Below are 17,289 nucleotides of genomic sequence, written 5' to 3'. Positions count from 1 at the left end.
TTTTCACTAAAATACCTTTTTTTGCGTGGAGCGGCACGATGTCTTTATTGAAGAGCGCGCATGGTGGCAATACCCGAGAAGCCGCCGAACTGTTGGGCATCTCGCCTGAGCAATTGTTGGATTTTAGCGCGAATATTAATCCGCTGGGTATGCCGGCAAGTTTAAAACGCGCGATCGTCGACAACCTGGACTGCGCGGAGCATTACCCGGATGTTGATTACGCTAAACTGCATGCGGCGCTGGCGGAGCATCATCAGATTCCTGCCTCATGGATACTTGCCGGAAACGGCGAGACTGAGTCGATTTTCACTTTGGTGCAAGGTCTTAAACCACGCCATGCGATGATCGTGACGCCCGGGTTTGCTGAATATCGTCGGGCGCTGCAATGGGAAGACTGTACGATCCATGAGTTTGCGCTACGCGAAGACGATGGTTGGCAGCTTACTGATGCAATCATCGATGCGTTAACCTCAGAGCTGGACTGCCTGTTTCTCTGTACGCCCAACAATCCCACTGGCTTGCTGCCAGATAACCGCCTGCTGCGCGAAATAGCCGCGCGTTGTGAGTTGCTTGGGATCAATCTGATCCTTGATGAAGCGTTTATCGATTTTATTGCCGGGGAGCCGGGGTTTATTCCGCTGCTTCGTGATAACCCGCATATTTGGGTGCTGCGCTCTCTCACCAAGTTCTATGCGATACCGGGGCTCCGGTTGGGGTATCTGGTCAACAGTAATGAACAGGCTGTTGCACAGATGCGCCGTCGACAAATGCCGTGGTCAATTAACGCATTTGCTGCACTGGCAGGCGAGATTATTTTACACGACAGCGCATATCAGCAGGCAACGTGGAAGTGGCTGGAGCAAGAGGGTGCGAGGTTTGATCGGCAGTTGAAAGAACTGCCCGGCCTGACGGTGTATCCTGGCAGGGCAAATTATCGCTTATTGCGCTCCGAGCGGGCGGATTTTGATCTGCAACGCGCAATGCTGGAGCAACATGTCTTGATTCGCAGTTGTGCTAATTATCCGGGGCTGGATGCGCGCTATTATCGGGTAGCCGTTCGCAGCCAGGAAGAGAATAACCGCCTGTTGGCGGCTTTACGCAAGGTGCTTAGCGGTACAACCCTTGCTGATTGATATAGTCAAGCACTGCAGCTGGCATCAGGTCGTCGCACGGCTCGCCTTTTTCCAGACGCTCACGGATGAGCGTGGCGGAGATGTTAAACCACGGCGTTTCAGCCAGATAAATTTTCCCGCAAGGCAAGTTGTGCAGGTCATCTGGCGAATGGGTCAGATGATCCTCCAGCCACTGCTGGTGCTTTTCCTGCGCCATTTCGAGCGGATAGCCCGGACGTCGGCAGACAATGAGGTGGGTGTTACCCAGAATCGTGTCGTAGTCATGCCAGGACGGAAAGGTAAGCAGTGAGTCCTGGCCAATAATAAACGCTAACGGTACTTCCGGTCCTTGCTCCTCGCGCCACTCTTTGAGCGTTTGCGCGGTGTAGGAGGCGGTATCGCGTTTCAGTTCGCGTTCATCAAGGGAGAACAGCGGCTTATCGGCAATGGCCAGTTCAACCATGCGTTGACGTTGTTCGCCGGACGCTTCGGGTTGCGCACGATGCGGCGGCACGTTATTGGGCATGATAATGACCCGGGAAAGGCCAATCAGATTCGCCAGAATTTCAACTGGTTTAAGATGACCATAATGCACCGGATCAAAGGTGCCACCGAACAGAGCCTGCAATGATTTCATATCAACCATCAATAAAAACATCGGCCAGCGATTTATGGCAGAGCAAAAGGGAAAGCCCCTCAAGTTCCGCCCACACTGACTGACCATAGTCTTGTTTAAGCGTAATTTCCGTACGCGTTAACAACGTTACCGCCTGACGCAACTGCGCAGGATTCAGCCGGTTTAGCGCGTCTCCCATCATACCCCGGCGATTTTGCCACACCCGGTGTTTATCAAACAACGAGCGCAAAGGCGTATGGGCTGACTGCCGTTTTAAGTTGACCAACAGCAGTAATTCGCGCTGTATCGTACGTAGCAAAATAACCGGCTCACTGCCTTCCAGACGTAACTGTTGCAGAATGTGCAGCGCGCGTTTGCTTTTGCCCATCAGCAGCGCATCCACCCAATGGAACGGGGTAAAGTGCGCGGCATCGTTAACGGCTTTCTCCACGCGAGGCAGCGTTAGTTTGCCATCAGGCCAAAGCAACGCTAGCCGTTCCAGCGCTTGCGCCAGCGCTAACAGATTACCTTCATAGCAATAGCACAACAGCTGATTGGCTGCGTCATCCAGTTGTAGATTGTTAAGCTTCGCCCTGGCAGCGACCCAACGAGGAAGCTGTGCTTGCTCCGGCGTCTGGCAGCTTACCTGCACCGCATTATTGGCAAGTCCGGTATACCATGCGGCGTTTTCCTGCGCTTTAGTCAGTTTGTTGCCGCGAACAATCAGCAGCAGGTCGTCATGTAGCAGTGTGACGAGTGAAGCGAGCTGTTCGTTAATGGCGGCATTGGGGCCATTTTCAGGTAACTGCAAAAGTAGGGTTTGACGGCTGGCAAACAGGCTCATCGCCTGGCAGAGTGAAAAAATCTCTCCCCAGTCGGTGCTATTGTCCAGGGTGAAAGCGTGGTGTTCTTCGAATCCTTGCGTTGCTGCTGCCTGACGGATAGCGTCCTGGCTTTCCTGCAATAAGAGAGGATCGTTACCTAAGAGCAAATACGCCGCGCGCAGCCCTTCATTGAGCTGTGCGCGGAGTTGTTCAGGGTACAACTTGAGCATCAGTTACCCAGCGTGGTGGAAACACGCGCCGGAGATGACGCAGGCTCTGCGGCTTTTGTCGCCGCTGGCTTAGCATCATCATCAGCATTGGATGACAGAGTATCGGCCAGATGTACGCTTGGCAGCTTACGAATTAACTGTTCAGCCGCTTTGTCATACATCTCTTTAACGATCATCTCTTGCTCGTTATCCTTCGCCAGTGCAGCCTGTGGGTTGTCAAAGAACGAACGATAAACTTTGGCACTGATTGGATAAATATCATGACCTGGAATCAGCACAGTAGCACTCACGAACATCACCATCTGGTATTCAGCCGTTTGACCGTTCTGGAATACCGACGCCGTATCTTGCGATATGCTGACCGCGCCCAGACGTAAGGACGTCACATCTTTACGCATTGAGCCGTCCTCTAGCAGCGTAACGTCGTTCAGACGCAGCTGATTACGAACCGCGCGGCTTAATGGGCCGTTTGGATCCCCAGAGTCCAGAATCATGGTTTTCATTGAGGGTGGGACCTGCGTAGTATTACGCAGATGCCATCCACATCCGGCGGTGACAAGCACCGCCAGAGATAACAACAATGTTGTCAGAAGTCGCACGCTTCCTCCCGCGCTTAGCCAACGACCAGATTGAGGAGTTTACCCGGTACATAAATCACTTTACGTACGGTAACGCCATCAAGATATTTTGCCACCAGATGCTCCTGGCCAGCACGTTCACGAACCTGTTCTTCTGTCGCATTTACCGGAACGGTAATTTTGCCACGGACCTTACCGTTCACCTGAACCACAACCAGCGTCGAGTCTTCAACCATTGCGGCTTCGTCCGCCACCGGCCACGGTGCGTTGTCGATATCGCCTTCGCCTTTCAGTGCTTCCCACATCGTGAAACAAACGTGTGGGGTGAACGGGTTCAGCATGCGAACGACGGCCAGTAACGCTTCCTGCATCAGGGCTCTGTCTTGTTCGTCTTCCTGCGGTGCTTTCGCCAGCTTGTTCATCAGCTCCATAATCGCCGCAATTGCGGTGTTAAAGGTCTGACGACGACCGATATCATCGGTAACTTTAGCAATGGTTTTATGTACGTCGCGACGCAGCGCTTTTTGGTCTTCGCTCAACGCATCAACGTTCAGGGCAGCAACATCGCCTTTGGAAGTATGTTCGTAAACCAGCTTCCATACACGTTTCAGGAAGCGGTTCGCCCCTTCAACGCCGGATTCTTGCCATTCCAGCGTCATATCAGCCGGAGAAGCGAACATCATGAACAGACGTACCGTGTCAGCGCCGTAACGTTCAACCATGACCTGCGGGTCGATACCGTTATTTTTCGACTTGGACATTTTGCTCATGCCGGTATAGACCAGTTCATGGCCTTCTGCGTCCTGAGCTTTGACGATACGACCTTTTTCGTCGCGCTCAACGATGGCATCAACCGGAGAAACCCAGTTACGCTCGCCGTTTGCACCAACGTAATAGAACGCATCAGCCAGCACCATACCCTGGCACAGCAGCTGTTTGGCCGGTTCGTCAGAGTTGACCATGCCCGCATCGCGCATCAGCTTGTGGAAGAAGCGGAAGTAGAGCAGGTGCATGATGGCGTGTTCAATACCACCAATGTAGATATCAACTGGCAGCCAGTAGTTTGCGGCTTCTGGATCCAGCATCCCTTCGTTGTACTGCGGGCAGGTATAGCGCGCGTAGTACCAGGAGGATTCCATAAAGGTATCGAAGGTGTCGGTTTCGCGCAGCGCAGGCATGCCGTTAACGGTGGTTTTTGCCCACTCCGGATCGGCTTTTATTGGGCTGGTTATGCCGTCCATAACCACGTCTTCCGGCAGAATAACCGGCAACTGATCTTCTGGCGTCGGCAGTACGGTACCGTCTTCCAACGTCACCATCGGAATTGGCGCCCCCCAGTAACGCTGACGGGAAACACCCCAGTCACGCAGACGGTAGTTCACTTTACGTTCACCCACGCCTTTCGCTACCAGCTTGTCAGCAATGGCGTTGAAGGCAGCTTCGAAGCCGAGGCCGTCAAACTCGCCGGAGTTAAACAGCACGCCTTTTTCGGTCAGAGCTTGTTCGGACAGATCCGGCTCTGCGCCTTCAGCGGTCAGAATTACTGGCTTGATGGTCAGGCCATATTTTGTCGCAAACTCGTAATCGCGCTGATCGTGGCCCGGAACGGCCATGACTGCGCCCGTACCGTATTCCATCAGGACGAAGTTTGCCGCCCAAACGGGGATTTCTTCGCCAGTCAGCGGGTGAACGGCTTTAAAGCCCGTGTCGACGCCTTTCTTCTCCATGGTTGCCATTTCGGCTTCAGCAACCTTGGTGTTGCGGCATTCGTCAATGAAGGCGGCCAGTTCTGGATTATTTGCAGCAGCTTTCTGCGCCAGCGGGTGACCTGCGGCAACGGCCAGATAGGTCGCACCCATAAAGGTGTCCGGGCGGGTGGTGTAAACGGTTAGCGTGTTGTCGTAACCGTTCACATCGAAGGTGATTTCCACGCCTTCAGAACGGCCAATCCAGTTGCGCTGCATCGTTTTCACGGTGTCAGGCCAGTGATCCAGGTTATCCAGGTCACGCAGCAGTTCGTCAGCGTAAGCGGTGATTTTGATGAACCACTGTGGGATCTCTTTACGCTCGACTTTGGTATCGCAACGCCAGCAGCAGCCGTCGATAACCTGTTCGTTCGCCAGTACGGTCTGGTCGTTCGGGCACCAGTTGACCGCAGACGTTTTCTTATACACCAGGCCTTTTTTGTACAGCTCGGTGAAAAATTTCTGTTCCCAACGGTAGTATTCTGGGGTGCAGGTCGCCAGCTCACGGCTCCAGTCGTAACCGAAACCCAGCATTTTGAGCTGGTTTTTCATGTATGCGATGTTGTCGTACGTCCATGGTGCTGGCGCGGTATTGTTTTTAACCGCAGCGCCTTCTGCAGGCAGACCGAACGCATCCCAGCCAATTGGCTGCAGTACGTTTTTGCCCAGCATGCGCTGGTAGCGGGCGATCACGTCACCGATGGTGTAGTTACGTACGTGGCCCATGTGTAGTCGACCAGAAGGATAGGGAAGCATAGACAGGCAGTAATACTTCTCTTTGCTCTCGTCTTCGGTAACTTCAAATGTGCGCTTCTCATCCCAGTGAAGCTGTACTTTGGATTCTATCTCTTCCGGGCGGTATTGCTCTTGCATGGCAGCCAGTGGTCCTGTTTTCAATACAGCTACAAACGTAGCTCTAGATGTGGTGTTTCAGATCCGCATAGCATAGCCCAAACGCCCGCGCCAAAACAGCCTTTCGCGCATTCAGCGTTGAATTCCCGCAAGGATAATTCTTGCACGAATTTACACACTCTGTGGACAGTCTTGCAAAGCGTAGCGTAAATAACGTCTATTATTATAGACAGTTAACGACCCAGGAGGCGAAGCGATGAACAAGGTTGCTCAATATTACCGTGAACTGGTGGCTTCACTGAGCGAACGTCTGCGTAATGGCGAACGCGATATTGATGCGTTGGTGGAGCAAGCGCGTCAACGAGTTATGCAGACCGGGGAGTTAACGCGAACCGAGGTGGAAGAGCTCACCCGGGCCGTCAGACGTGACCTGGAAGAGTTTGCTCTGAGCTATGAAGAAAGTCTCGATGAGGAGACAGACAGCGTCTTTATGCGGGTTATCAAGGAGAGTATCTGGCAGGAACTGGCCGATATTACCGATAAAACGCAGCTCGAATGGCGAGAAGTGTTCCAGGATCTCAGTCATCACGGGGTTTATCACAGCGGTGAGGTGGTCGGATTAGGTAATCTGGTCTGCGAGAAGTGCCACTTCCATTTAGCGGTTTACACCCCGGATGTGCTGCCGCTGTGTCCAAAATGCGGACACGATCAGTTCCAGCGCCGACCGTTTGAGCCGTGATCGCTTATTGCCGGATGGCGACGCAAAGCGTCTTATCCGGCCTACAAATTGCACGATTTTGTAGGCCGGATAAGCGTTAGCGCCATCCGGCGTGTATTAGGCGTAAAACTTCAGCCGTTCTGCCAGCAAATCGACAAACCCTTGACGATCCACGTCTACCATTACGGTGGCGTTTGGCTTATTGCCGCTCAGGAAGTAGTAATCCACCACGGTCATTCCTTGGGTATATTTACCCTGAGTTTCCACGCCAACCCAGCGTTCAATGGTGGTAAACAGTTCAGGTTTCAGTAGCCAGGCAATGGTGCATGGGTCATGCAGCGGTGCGCCGATGAATCCCCATTTTTCATCTTTGTGATACTCAAAGAAGAAGTCGAGTAGTTCAGCCACGATCGTCGAAATAGGATTGCTGATAGCGCGGAATCGTTCGGTATCTTCCCGATGTATTTGCGCTTTATGCGTGACGTCAAGCCCTGCCATTACCACCGGAATACCCGACTGGAATACGATTTCGGCGGCTTCGGGATCCACGAAGATGTTGAACTCGGCGGCGGGCGTCCAGTTTCCGAGGCCCATCGCACCACCCATAATCACGATACGGGCGATTTTGGCGTGCAGCTCAGGATGGCTATTCAGGAGCAATGCGACGTTAGTTTGCGGCCCGGTGGAGACAATCGTCATCGGTTCCGGGCTTTCACGCAGGGTTTTCGCCATCAGTTCCACGGCGGTACAGTCTTGTGGCGCAAAAGCGGGTTCCGGCAGCGCCGGGCCATCCAGCCCACTCTCGCCGTGAACGTTATCGGCGATAATCAGATCGCGCATTAGTGGTTTCACTGCGCCACCAGCTACTGGTATATCCGTACGGTTGAGCAACGTTAACATGCGCAACACGTTACGCAGTGTTTTGTCTGGTGTCTGGTTACCGGCTGATGAGGTTATCGCTTTCACATCCAGTTCTGGTGAGGCGAGGGCGAGAACAATTGCGATAGCGTCGTCATGACCCGGATCGCAATCAAACAGGATAGGGAGTGCCATTGTTGCTCCTTGTAAGTGGGACTTTGTGACAAGGTTAACGCTGGGCTGTATGTGTTTCGAGAGGCGAAGAGATAAAGCGTGAGGTGGCGCGCACATGGAGGTGCGCGCCAGCAAGATTAGTGCAGTATTTTCGCGAGGAAGTCTTTGGCGCGGTCCGATTTCGGATTAGCGAAGAACTCTTCTTTCGGTGAGTCTTCAACAATTTTCCCTTCATCCATGAAGATCACCCGGTTCGCCACTTTACGCGCAAAGCCCATTTCGTGGGTTACCACCATCATGGTCATCCCTTCATTGGCCAGTTCAACCATAACGTCCAGTACTTCGTTGATCATTTCAGGATCAAGCGCCGACGTCGGCTCGTCAAACAGCATGGCGATAGGATCCATGCACAGCGCCCGGGCGATAGCGACACGCTGTTGCTGGCCCCCTGAGAGCTGAGCTGGAAACTTTTCGGCATGTGCTGACAGACCAACGCGTTCCAGTAACTTTTGCGCTTTGTCGCGGGCCGGCTTTTTATCGCGCTTGAGCACTTTTACCTGCGCCAGAGTCAGGTTCTCAATGATCGACAGGTGAGGGAACAGTTCAAAGTGCTGGAACACCATACCAACGCGAGAGCGCAGTTTGGCCAGATCGGTTTTTTTATCATTCACCACGGTACCATCAACGGTGATGACGCCCTGTTGTACCGGCTCCAGCCCGTTCACCGTTTTGATAAGCGTTGATTTACCTGAACCTGACGGGCCGCAGACCACCACCACTTCACCTTTTTTCACTTCCGTGGAGCAGTCGGTCAGCACCTGAAAGTGACCATACCATTTAGAAACATTTTTCAGGGTAATCATTAAACTGTCCTTTTCTTCAAATAGCTGACCAACAACGATGCGCTCAGACTGAATACAAAATAAACGGCGCCAGCAAACAGGATCATTTCAACCTGTGTGCCGTCACGCTCGCCAATGGTAGAGGCGGTACGGAAGAAGTCTGCCAGACTTAATACATAGACCAGCGAGGTATCCTGGAAGAGTACGATGCCCTGGGTTAGCAGCAGCGGTACCATCGCGCGGAATGCCTGCGGCAGAATAATGAGCTTCATCGACTGCCAGTGGGTCATCCCCAGAGCCAGCGCGGCGCTGGATTGCCCACGAGAAATACTCTGGATACCGGCACGGATAATCTCGGAATAGTACGCGGCTTCAAACATCGAAAACGCGACCATTGCTGAGATCAGGCGAATATCGGTTTTTGGCGACAGACCCAGTACGTTTTGCAGGAAGCCGGGCACAATCAGGTAGAACCACAGCAGCACCATGACCAGCGGAATAGAACGAAATACGTTGACGTAGCCTTTCGCAAACCAGGCAATCGGCGCGAAGCTGGACAGACGCATTACTGCAAGGATGGTTCCCCAGACAATACCAATGACTACCGCCGTAACGGTGATTTTCAGCGTGATGATTAACCCATCCAGCAGATACGGCAGGGAAGGGATGATAGAACTCCAGTCAAATTCGTACATTATTTGCCTCCCAAATTGCCAGGCAGGCGGATTTTACGTTCAACGAGATTCATCACCAGCATGATGACGGCGTTAATCAGGACGTAAGCCAGAGTGATAGCGGTAAACGATTCCCATGCGTGGGCGGAGTAATCCAGCAGTTTGCCCGCCTGTGCCGCCATATCGACCAGGCCGATGGTGGAGGCGATAGCGGAGTTCTTCACCAGGTTCATCATCTCTGAGGTCATTGGCGGAACAATCACGCGGTAGGCGTTTGGCAACAGAACATAGCGGTAGGCCTGCGGCAACGTTAGCCCCATCGCCAGTGCGGCGTTTTTCTGCCCACGAGGCAGAGACTGAATTGCGGCGCGAACCTGTTCGCAGACGCGCGCGGCGGTAAACAGCCCCAGACAAAGCATCGATGAGAGGAAGAACTGGATGTTGGGATCCAACTCAGCCTTGAACCACATCCCAATGTTTTCCGGCAGCAGTTCCGGAATAACCAGATACCAGGTAAAAAACTGGACGATGAGCGGAACGTTACGAAACAGCTCAACGTACAGTGTGCCGATCCCAGAAAGGAAACGATTTGGAACGGTACGTAAGATGCCGAATAAAGAGCCTATGAGGAAAGCGATAATCCAGGCGGTGATGGATAACGCGACAGTGACCTGGAAACCACTCCAGAGCCAGCCGAGATAGGTGGTGTTGCCGAACGGGGCTTGTTGTAAAAAAATACCCCAGTTCCAGTCTATAGACATAAATCTACTCCAGAAAAAAAAGGGTAGCAGCGCTACCCTCGAAGATTGTTATTCGGCGTTTTGCGGTTTTCAGGCCTGATGGGGAACGACCATCAGGCTTATAGTCTGTCCGTGCCGAGTAACAATCGAGAGGGAGGGGAAGCCTCCCATTTATTTTAGTTAGTTAAGCGCTTTATCATTTGGTTCTTTGAACAGAGCTTTCATCTCGTCTGACAGTTCGAAATTCATGTTCAGGTTCTTCGGTGGAATTGGATTTTTAAACCACTTATCAAACCATTTCTCAGCTTCGCCTGAGGTTTGCGCCTTGGCGATAGTGTCGTCCATCAGCTTTTTGAACTCAGGATCATCTTTGCGCAACATACAGCCGTAGGCTTCCTGAGACTGTGGCTTGCCGACGATCTCCCAGTTGTCTGGTTTCTTCGCTTTCGCGCGCTCGCCAGCCAGCAGGGCGTCATCCATCATAAAGGCAACGGCGCGACCGCTTTCCAGAGTACGGAAAGAGTCACCGTGGTCTTTCGCGCTGATGATGCGCATATCCATTTTTTGTTCTTCATTCAGCTTGTGCAGCAGAACTTCGGAGGTGGTACCCGAAGTCACGACTACGGCTTTACCTTTCAGATCGGCGAAATCTTTAACGTCGCCGCCTTTTTTCGCCAGCAGACGGGTGCCGACAACGAAAATGGTGTCAGAGAAAGCCGCTTGTTTTTGGCGCTCGACGTTGTTGGTGGTGGATCCACATTCAAAATCGAAGGTGCCGTTTTGCAGCAGCGGGATACGGTTTTGAGAAGTAATCGGGATCAGTTTCACCTGCAGATCAGGCTTGTTCAGCTTTTTCTTCACGGCGTCAACGATCGCGTTGGAGTAATCCTGTGAATAACCGACCACTTTTTGCTGATTATCGTAGTAAGAAAACGGTACTGATGATTCACGGTGGCCGACAACGATTACGCCATTTTTGGCGATCTTATCCAGCGTGCTGCCTGCCGCTGGTGCTGCGTCTTCTGCGTGCGCCAGACCGGCGGACATTCCCATGACCAGCATGGCAGTGGCGAGCTTACGTAATTGCATATCCAACTCCTTTATCGTCTGCGCCAGGGACGCATTGATACCCATTGTGATGTTGTTATTGTTTGCTACTAAAACGTGCAGTCTTGTGTGTGTTTGTTAACATTTAGTTTGGATGAATGTAAAGAATTTGCTGTGTTATTGTTTATTTTTGCGAAGTGCGCCGCACCATTTGGGGGCAAAAATATCTTGTTGCACTTTTCAGGTGCTACCGGCGCTCAACTTTGGTGCGACCAGGTTGCACATTCAGCCAAAACAGCGTTTGCCTTGTAGAACAAAGCAATAGACGTGCCAGAATGGGCATTGGAAGAGAGGAAGGGGGGAGTAGGCCTGATAAGCGTAGCGCCATCAGGCACGATGCGGCACAACTGCCGGATGGCGGCGTACCGCCTTATCCGGCCTACATTTGATGGGGTACTGGTTTATTTGCGACGCTGGCGCAGACTCATTACCACTGCGCCAAAGCCAAACAGCGCGGTTAGCAGCCAGAGCGGCCAGTTTCCGGTACGGGCATAAGGGGTTAAGCCCGTCGTTGGTGTCACGCTGGTGGTCAGCACCTGGCGGGTAAACTGCGGGATCATCGCCTGCACTTCGCCCTGCGGACCAATCACCGCCGTAATACCGTTGTTGGTGCTACGCAGCAGAGGTCGCGCCAGCTCCAGGGAACGCATACGCGCCATCTGGAAGTGCTGCCACGGGCCAATAGATTTACCAAACCATGCATCGTTGGAGATAGTCAGCAGGTAGTCCGTATCCGGGCGGAAGTTATCCCGTACCTGTTCGCCAAGAATGATTTCGTAGCAGATGGCAGCGGTCAGCTTAAACCCGTGTGCATGCAGCTGTGGCTGTACATAAGGACCGCGGCTGAACGAAGACATTGGCAGGTCAAAGAATGGCGCTAGCGGGCGCAGGATAGATTCCAGCGGGACAAACTCGCCAAACGGTACCAGATGGTTTTTGTTGTAGCGGTTGCTGGAGTCGTAGCTGTATGGGCTGTCTTTACCCAGTGTGATGATGGTGTTGTAAGTGTCGTAACGATTCTGCTTGTTCAGACGCGCGTCTACAATACCGGTAATCAGCGTGCTGTTTTTCGATTTCAGCAGGTCATCCATCATACTCAGAAAACGCTGCTGGTTAATTTCCAGGTCAGGAATAGCGGATTCTGGCCAGATGATGAGCTGTGATTTGCCCATCTCAGGCTGGGTGGCGTCGAGATAAATCTTCAGGGTGTTGAGTAACTGGCCTTCATCCCATTTGAGCGACTGCGGGATGTCACCCTGCACCATCGAGACCTGGGTGGTTTTTTCCGGCTCCAGCGTGTACCACTGAATATAACGTAGCGGAAAGGGCAGAGCGAAAAGAACTGCGGCGGCAGCCAGCGGCTTCCAGTTACGGGTTACCAGCGCAAGTGCCAGCAGGCCACTAACCATCATCAGCAGGAAGTTAATCGCCTCAACGCCCATTACCGGCGCCAGCCCTTTTAACGGACCGTCGATCTGGCTGTAGCCGAACTGCAGCCACGGAAAACCGGTCAGTACCCAGCCGCGTAGAAATTCAGTGATTTGCCAGACTACCGGCGCGGCAATCGCTACGCGTGTCCAGGTAGTTTTCGGCCACAGACGCGCCAAAACGCCGGCAAACAGGCCGGTGTAGAGGGAAAGGTAAGCAGCAAGCAGAACCACGAGGAAGACGTTAACGGGGCCCGGCATACCGCCAAACTGCGCGATACTGACGTAAACCCAGTTGATGCCTGAGCCAAACAGTCCCAGTCCCCAGAAGTAGCCGATAGCGGCAGACTGGAGCGGACGACGGTTGAAGGTGAGAGCCTGCAGACCCATCAGCGAAACAATCGCAGCGGGCCAGATGTCATACGGTGAGAAAGCCAGTGTCCCGCAGGCACCGAATAATAACGCCAGCAGCAGGCGAATGCGCTGGCGTTCAATTAAAGGGGCAAATGCCATGTAGTCTTAGATCCAGTTTCGGGTTTATTCGTCCAGTTTGGGCTGGGGTGAGTCGTCCGGAATTCTGACATGAACCTGAATAATACGACGGCTGTCGGCCATTGCCACTTTGAACTGGTAACCATCAATGTCGATGGTCTCTCCACGCGCGGGCAGATGACCGAAGGCCTGCATGACCAACCCGCCAATGGTATCCACTTCTTCATCGCTGAAATGCGTGCCGAAAGCTTCGTTGAAGTCTTCAATTGGCGCCAGCGCGCGAATAGTCCAGGTGTGGCGACTGAGCTGACGGAAATCAATATCGTCTTCTTCGTCGTACTCATCTTCAATTTCACCGACAATCAGTTCAAGGATGTCCTCAATAGTCACCAGACCTGAGACACCGCCAAACTCGTCGATGACGATAGCCATATGATAACGCTGGGAGCGGAACTCTTTCAGCATGCGGTCAACCCGCTTGCTTTCAGGGACGACAACCGCCTGGCGTAACACTTTCTCCATGCTGAAGGCTTCGGCATCGCTACGCATAAACGGCAGCAGATCTTTGGCCATCAGAATCCCTTCAATGTGATCCTTGTCTTCGCTAATTACCGGGAAACGCGAGTGGGCAGACTCGATAATGACATCGAGGCATTCGTCCAGAGTTTGGTTGCGTTTCAGGGTAATCATCTGGGAGCGAGGGATCATGATGTCGCGAACACGTTGGTCCGCAATATCCATTACCCCTTCGAGCATATCGCGCGTATCTTCATCGATAAGATCGTTTTGCCCGGAATCACGGATCAGCTCCAACAGTTCGTCGCGGTTTTTCGGTTCACCGTGGAAAAGTTGGCTCAGTAACAGGGAAAAAAATCCCTTTTTGCTGTTTAAGGTGTCACTACTGTGTGAATTGTCGTCGCTCATGGCGTCGTATGGGTTCTCATGTTAGTTAATACAAAGCGCGTCATGCGTATACTCAGCAGTTGACGGCATGTTTTGCCTGATGGCGCTACGCTTATCAGGCCTACGAAAGGCATGAATGTAGGCCGGATAAGGCGCAAGCGCCGCCATCCGGCAAGCTACTATTCTGCAATCTTCTCGGCAATGTACGGATCCTCATAGCCCAGAGCAAGCATAATCTCTGTTTCGAGGGATTCCATCTCTTCCGCTTCATCGTCTTCAATATGGTCGTAGCCGAGTAAATGTAGGCTACCGTGCACCACCATGTGCGCCCAGTGGGCCTCAAGCGGTTTGCCTTGCTCCTGCGCTTCTTTCTCAACCACCTGACGGCAGATGATCAAATCGCCCAGCAGCGGCATCTCGATGCCCGGCGGAGCCTCAAACGGGAAAGAGAGCACGTTGGTGGATTTGTCTTTCCCGCGATAGGTCAGGTTCAGGTCGTGGCTTTCCGCGTCATCGACCAGACGAATCGTCACTTCAGACTCTTCCTGAAACTGCGGGATCACCGCATCCAGCCAGCCCTGAAACTGACTTTCTGTTGGCAGACCGGATTCGTCTTCACATGCCAGCTGTAAATCGAGGATAACCTGACTCATTTTTGTTCCTGCTCCTGAGCTTCGCGCTTGCGTTCTGCAGCCTGCTCGGCTTTGCGTTTCTGTTCTGCTTCTTCCCAGGCTTCATACGCCGTGACGATACGGGCAACCACCGGGTGGCGAACCACGTCTTCGCTATGGAAGAAATTAAAACTAATTTCGTCGACTTCAGCCAGTACTTCAATGGCATGACGCAGACCGGATTTGGTGCTACGCGGCAGGTCAATCTGCGTGATATCGCCAGTGATGACCGCTTTAGAGTTAAAGCCGATACGGGTCAGGAACATTTTCATCTGTTCGATGGTAGTGTTCTGGCTTTCATCAAGAATGATGAACGCATCGTTCAATGTACGACCGCGCATATAGGCCAGCGGCGCAACTTCAATGACGTTACGCTCAATCAGCTTTTCAACCTTTTCAAAGCCGAGCATTTCGAACAGCGCGTCATACAGTGGTCGTAAATACGGATCGACTTTCTGGCTGAGATCTCCCGGCAGGAATCCCAGTTTTTCGCCCGCTTCCACTGCCGGACGGGTCAGCAGAATACGACGGATCTCCTGACGCTCAAGCGCATCGACCGCAGCGGCAACCGCGAGATACGTTTTACCCGTACCCGCAGGGCCAACGCCAAAGGTGATGTCGTGGTCGAGGATATTCGCAATGTACTGTGCCTGGTTCGGCGTACGCGGCTTTATTACTCCGCGCTTGGTTTTGATGTTCACCGCTTTGCCAAATTCAGGCACGCTGTCTGCGCTTTGCTCAAGCACACGCGCTTCTTTGATCGCCAGATGAATTTGTTCAGGCTCGATGTCCTGCGTCTGACCGCGCATTGGGGCGGTATCGACGTACAGACTACGTAAAATATCTGCCGCGGCGGTGACGCAAATTGGGCGACCGGTCAGTTTAAAGTGGTTATCACGGCGGTTAATTTCGATGCCGAGGCGACGTTCCAGCTGTTTGATGTTGTCATCAAATGGGCCGCAAAGGCTCAGCAGGCGGGCGTTGTCTGCGGGTTCAAGGGTGATTTCGCGAGTGTCTATGTTCAAACTGTTCCTCTTATGCATGTCTCGCCGGACGCTGAACATTTACCGGCATCTAAGGAAATTATTCACGCCATGGGGGAAAGGCGCAAGCATTGCAATAAATATGGGGATGACAGGGCTGATTACAAGGCCCGCTGGAGCAGCGAGCCTGGGAGTGTTGGCCCGATAAGCATAGCGCCATCGGGCCTTGTTTACGTTTTTCAGCAGGATTAAGGCTGATAAATACCGACGCCCAGATCGTTTTCTTTACGGGTACGCGCAATGACCGATTCAGGGGACTCTGCGATACGCAGACCCATTTCATCTTCGGTACGCACTACTTTACCGCGCAGGGAGTTAGTCCAGACATCGGTAATTTCTACGTCTACGAACTTACCGACCATTTCCGGGTTGCCTTCAAAGTTCACCACACGGTTATTTTCGGTACGGCCTGACAGTTCCATGATGCTCTTACGCGATGTGCCTTCAACCAGAATGCGCTGGATCGTGCCGACCATACGACGGCTCCAGGCCATAGCTTGCTGGTTGATACGCTCCTGTAGAATGTACAGACGCTGTTTCTTCTCTTCTTCCGGTACGTCGTCAACCATATCGGCGGCAGGGGTGCCAGGACGCGCAGAGAAAATAAAGCTGTAGCTCATGTCAAAATTGACGTCAGCAATCAGCTTCATGGTCTGCTCGAAATCCTGCGTGGTCTCACCCGGGAAGCCAACGATGAAGTCGGAGCTAATCTGGATATCCGGACGCGCAGCGCGCAGTTTGCGGATGATCGCTTTGTATTCCAGCGCGGTATGGGTACGCCCCATCAGGTTCAGTACGCGGTCTGAACCGCTCTGTACCGGCAGATGCAGGAAGCTCACCAGCTCTGGCGTATCGCGATAAACTTCAACGATATCATCGGTGAATTCGATCGGATGGCTGGTGGTGAAGCGGATACGGTCAATACCGTCGATCGCTGCGACCAGACGTAACAGATCGGCAAAAGATCCGATCGTGCCGTCGTAGTTCTCACCACGCCAGGCGTTCACGTTTTGCCCCAGCAGGTTCACTTCACGCACGCCTTGGGCTGCAAGCTGGGCGATTTCAAACAGAATATCATCCGCCGGACGGCTGACTTCCTCACCGCGGGTGTAGGGCACCACGCAGTAAGTACAATATTTATTACAACCTTCCATGATGGACACAAACGCGCTTGGACCTTCAGCACGCGGTTCCGGCAGGCGGTCGAACTTTTCGATCTCCGGAAAACTGATATCAACCACCGGGCTACGGGTCGTGCTTCCACGCACTTTGTTGATCATTTCAGGCAGGCGGTGCAGCGTTTGCGGCCCAAAAATAATATCGACGTAATGCGCGCGCTGGCGAATATGATCGCCTTCCTGAGACGCAACACAGCCACCGACCCCAATGATGAGCTTGGGATTTTTCTCTTTTAACAGTTTCCAGCGGCCCAGTTGATGGAACACTTTTTCCTGAGCCTTCTCACGGATTGAGCAGGTATTCAGCAGCAGCACATCCGCTTCTTCCGCCACGTCAGTCAGTTGATACCCATGAGTGGCATCCAGCAGATCGGCCATCTTCGATGAATCGTATTCGTTCATCTGACAGCCCCAGGTTTTAATATGGAGTTTTTTGGTCATCGACTTGCTCTTGCGAAATTGTGGCTGAAATGCAGGGCGCATAGTGTACTGCTTTGGCGCGGTT

Annotated in this window: 16 protein-coding genes; 2 read left to right on the top strand and 14 right to left on the bottom strand. The window is 52.8% G+C overall.

Features of this window, described 5'->3' with window-relative positions; all coding sequences use genetic code 11:
- Nucleotides 1-38 precede the first annotated feature (38 nt).
- Entirely contained in the window at nt 39-1,133 is a 1,095-nt protein-coding gene (cobD, locus tag IB222_RS16450; protein ID WP_149384124.1) for a threonine-phosphate decarboxylase CobD, read from the top strand.
- On the opposite strand, the gene nadD is transcribed toward cobD, so the two are convergent.
- From nadD to leuS, 4 genes are read right to left on the bottom strand one after another with little or no spacing between them, the layout of a single operon-like run.
- The gene (gene nadD / locus IB222_RS16445) at nt 1,108-1,749 is read right to left on the bottom strand and encodes a nicotinate-nucleotide adenylyltransferase (RefSeq protein WP_122973951.1); all 642 of its coding nucleotides are present in this window, start codon (nt 1,747-1,749) and stop codon (nt 1,108-1,110) included. The genes cobD and nadD overlap by 26 nt on opposite strands.
- A 1-nt stretch (nt 1,750) precedes the next feature.
- Nucleotides 1,751-2,782 (bottom strand): DNA polymerase III subunit delta, encoded by a 1,032-nt coding sequence (holA, locus tag IB222_RS16440; RefSeq protein ID WP_126318843.1) that lies wholly within the window; start codon nt 2,780-2,782, stop codon nt 1,751-1,753.
- A complete protein-coding gene (gene lptE, locus IB222_RS16435; protein ID WP_149384125.1) occupies nt 2,782-3,381 on the bottom strand; it encodes an LPS assembly lipoprotein LptE in 600 nt (199 codons plus the stop codon). The genes holA and lptE overlap by 1 nt, the downstream gene beginning before the upstream one ends.
- A 14-nt stretch (nt 3,382-3,395) precedes the next feature.
- Nucleotides 3,396-5,978 carry a leucine--tRNA ligase gene (leuS, locus tag IB222_RS16430; RefSeq protein ID WP_003831305.1) on the bottom strand — a complete coding sequence of 861 codons (2,583 nt, stop codon included), beginning with the start codon at nt 5,976-5,978 and terminating at the stop codon, nt 3,396-3,398.
- Nucleotides 5,979-6,213: 235 nt separating this feature from the next.
- Here leuS and IB222_RS16425 point away from each other — a divergent pair, with 235 nt between their 5' ends.
- Nucleotides 6,214-6,696: a zinc ribbon-containing protein gene (locus IB222_RS16425; RefSeq protein WP_003022748.1), complete on the top strand. Its 483-nt coding sequence runs from the start codon at nt 6,214-6,216 to the stop codon at nt 6,694-6,696.
- 96 nt (nt 6,697-6,792) lie between these two features.
- Here the strand turns inward: IB222_RS16425 and rihA are convergent, their stop codons facing one another.
- The 10 genes from rihA to miaB all read right to left on the bottom strand — a co-directional run bounded on the left by rihA (nt 6,793) and on the right by miaB (nt 17,225).
- Nucleotides 6,793-7,728, bottom strand: a complete 936-nt coding sequence (gene rihA / locus IB222_RS16420) for a pyrimidine-specific ribonucleoside hydrolase RihA (protein ID WP_149384126.1) — start codon at nt 7,726-7,728, stop codon at nt 6,793-6,795.
- A gap of 116 nt (nt 7,729-7,844) precedes the next feature.
- Complete coding sequence (gene gltL / locus IB222_RS16415) at nt 7,845-8,570, bottom strand: glutamate/aspartate ABC transporter ATP-binding protein GltL (protein WP_003022754.1); 726 nt, start codon at nt 8,568-8,570, stop codon at nt 7,845-7,847.
- A complete protein-coding gene (gene gltK, locus IB222_RS16410; RefSeq protein WP_003831315.1) occupies nt 8,570-9,244 on the bottom strand; it encodes a glutamate/aspartate ABC transporter permease GltK in 675 nt (224 codons plus the stop codon). Before gltK ends, gltL begins: the two co-directional genes overlap by 1 nt.
- Entirely contained in the window at nt 9,244-9,984 is a 741-nt protein-coding gene (gene gltJ, locus IB222_RS16405) for a glutamate/aspartate ABC transporter permease GltJ (RefSeq protein WP_003831316.1), read from the bottom strand. The genes gltK and gltJ overlap by 1 nt, the downstream gene beginning before the upstream one ends.
- 159 nt (nt 9,985-10,143) lie before the next feature.
- Nucleotides 10,144-11,052 (bottom strand): glutamate/aspartate ABC transporter substrate-binding protein GltI, encoded by a 909-nt coding sequence (gene gltI / locus IB222_RS16400; protein WP_003831318.1) that lies wholly within the window; start codon nt 11,050-11,052, stop codon nt 10,144-10,146.
- A gap of 419 nt (nt 11,053-11,471) precedes the next feature.
- Nucleotides 11,472-13,010 (bottom strand): apolipoprotein N-acyltransferase, encoded by a 1,539-nt coding sequence (gene lnt, locus IB222_RS16395; RefSeq protein ID WP_063940705.1) that lies wholly within the window; start codon nt 13,008-13,010, stop codon nt 11,472-11,474.
- A gap of 24 nt (nt 13,011-13,034) precedes the next feature.
- Nucleotides 13,035-13,913 carry a CNNM family magnesium/cobalt transport protein CorC gene (gene corC / locus IB222_RS16390; RefSeq protein ID WP_003022770.1) on the bottom strand — a complete coding sequence of 293 codons (879 nt, stop codon included), beginning with the start codon at nt 13,911-13,913 and terminating at the stop codon, nt 13,035-13,037.
- Between the two features lie 158 nt (nt 13,914-14,071).
- The gene (gene ybeY, locus IB222_RS16385) at nt 14,072-14,545 is read right to left on the bottom strand and encodes an rRNA maturation RNase YbeY (RefSeq protein ID WP_048214688.1); all 474 of its coding nucleotides are present in this window, start codon (nt 14,543-14,545) and stop codon (nt 14,072-14,074) included.
- Nucleotides 14,542-15,588, bottom strand: coding sequence for a PhoH family protein (locus IB222_RS16380; RefSeq protein WP_003022776.1), 1,047 nt, complete (start codon nt 15,586-15,588; stop codon nt 14,542-14,544). Before IB222_RS16380 ends, ybeY begins: the two co-directional genes overlap by 4 nt.
- Before the next feature lie 206 nt (nt 15,589-15,794).
- A complete protein-coding gene (miaB, locus tag IB222_RS16375) occupies nt 15,795-17,225 on the bottom strand; it encodes a tRNA (N6-isopentenyl adenosine(37)-C2)-methylthiotransferase MiaB (RefSeq protein ID WP_123268358.1) in 1,431 nt (476 codons plus the stop codon).
- Between the last annotated feature and the right edge of the window lie 64 nt (nt 17,226-17,289).

This window comes from Citrobacter sp. C13 (assembly GCF_014596815.2).
In the GTDB taxonomy this organism is placed as follows: Bacteria; Pseudomonadota; Gammaproteobacteria; order Enterobacterales; family Enterobacteriaceae; genus Citrobacter; species Citrobacter portucalensis.
The sequence above is the reverse complement of the archived record's forward strand: the minus strand, read 5'-3'. Positions and strand labels throughout refer to the sequence as shown.

Coding starts and splice junctions, on each gene's coding strand:
- cobD (WP_149384124.1), top strand. CDS start 39: ATGTCTTTATTGAAGAGCGCGCATGGTGGCAATACCCGAGAAGCCGCC.
- nadD (WP_122973951.1), bottom strand. CDS start 1,749: ATGAAATCATTGCAGGCTCTGTTCGGTGGCACCTTTGATCCGGTGCAT.
- holA (WP_126318843.1), bottom strand. CDS start 2,782: ATGCTCAAGTTGTACCCTGAACAACTCCGCGCACAGCTCAATGAAGGG.
- leuS (WP_003831305.1), bottom strand. CDS start 5,978: ATGCAAGAGCAATACCGCCCGGAAGAGATAGAATCCAAAGTACAGCTT.
- IB222_RS16425 (WP_003022748.1), top strand. CDS start 6,214: ATGAACAAGGTTGCTCAATATTACCGTGAACTGGTGGCTTCACTGAGC.
- rihA (WP_149384126.1), bottom strand. CDS start 7,728: ATGGCACTCCCTATCCTGTTTGATTGCGATCCGGGTCATGACGACGCT.
- gltL (WP_003022754.1), bottom strand. CDS start 8,570: ATGATTACCCTGAAAAATGTTTCTAAATGGTATGGTCACTTTCAGGTG.
- gltK (WP_003831315.1), bottom strand. CDS start 9,244: ATGTACGAATTTGACTGGAGTTCTATCATCCCTTCCCTGCCGTATCTG.
- gltJ (WP_003831316.1), bottom strand. CDS start 9,984: ATGTCTATAGACTGGAACTGGGGTATTTTTTTACAACAAGCCCCGTTC.
- gltI (WP_003831318.1), bottom strand. CDS start 11,052: ATGCAATTACGTAAGCTCGCCACTGCCATGCTGGTCATGGGAATGTCC.
- lnt (WP_063940705.1), bottom strand. CDS start 13,010: ATGGCATTTGCCCCTTTAATTGAACGCCAGCGCATTCGCCTGCTGCTG.
- corC (WP_003022770.1), bottom strand. CDS start 13,913: ATGAGCGACGACAATTCACACAGTAGTGACACCTTAAACAGCAAAAAG.
- ybeY (WP_048214688.1), bottom strand. CDS start 14,545: ATGAGTCAGGTTATCCTCGATTTACAGCTGGCATGTGAAGACGAATCC.
- miaB (WP_123268358.1), bottom strand. CDS start 17,225: ATGACCAAAAAACTCCATATTAAAACCTGGGGCTGTCAGATGAACGAA.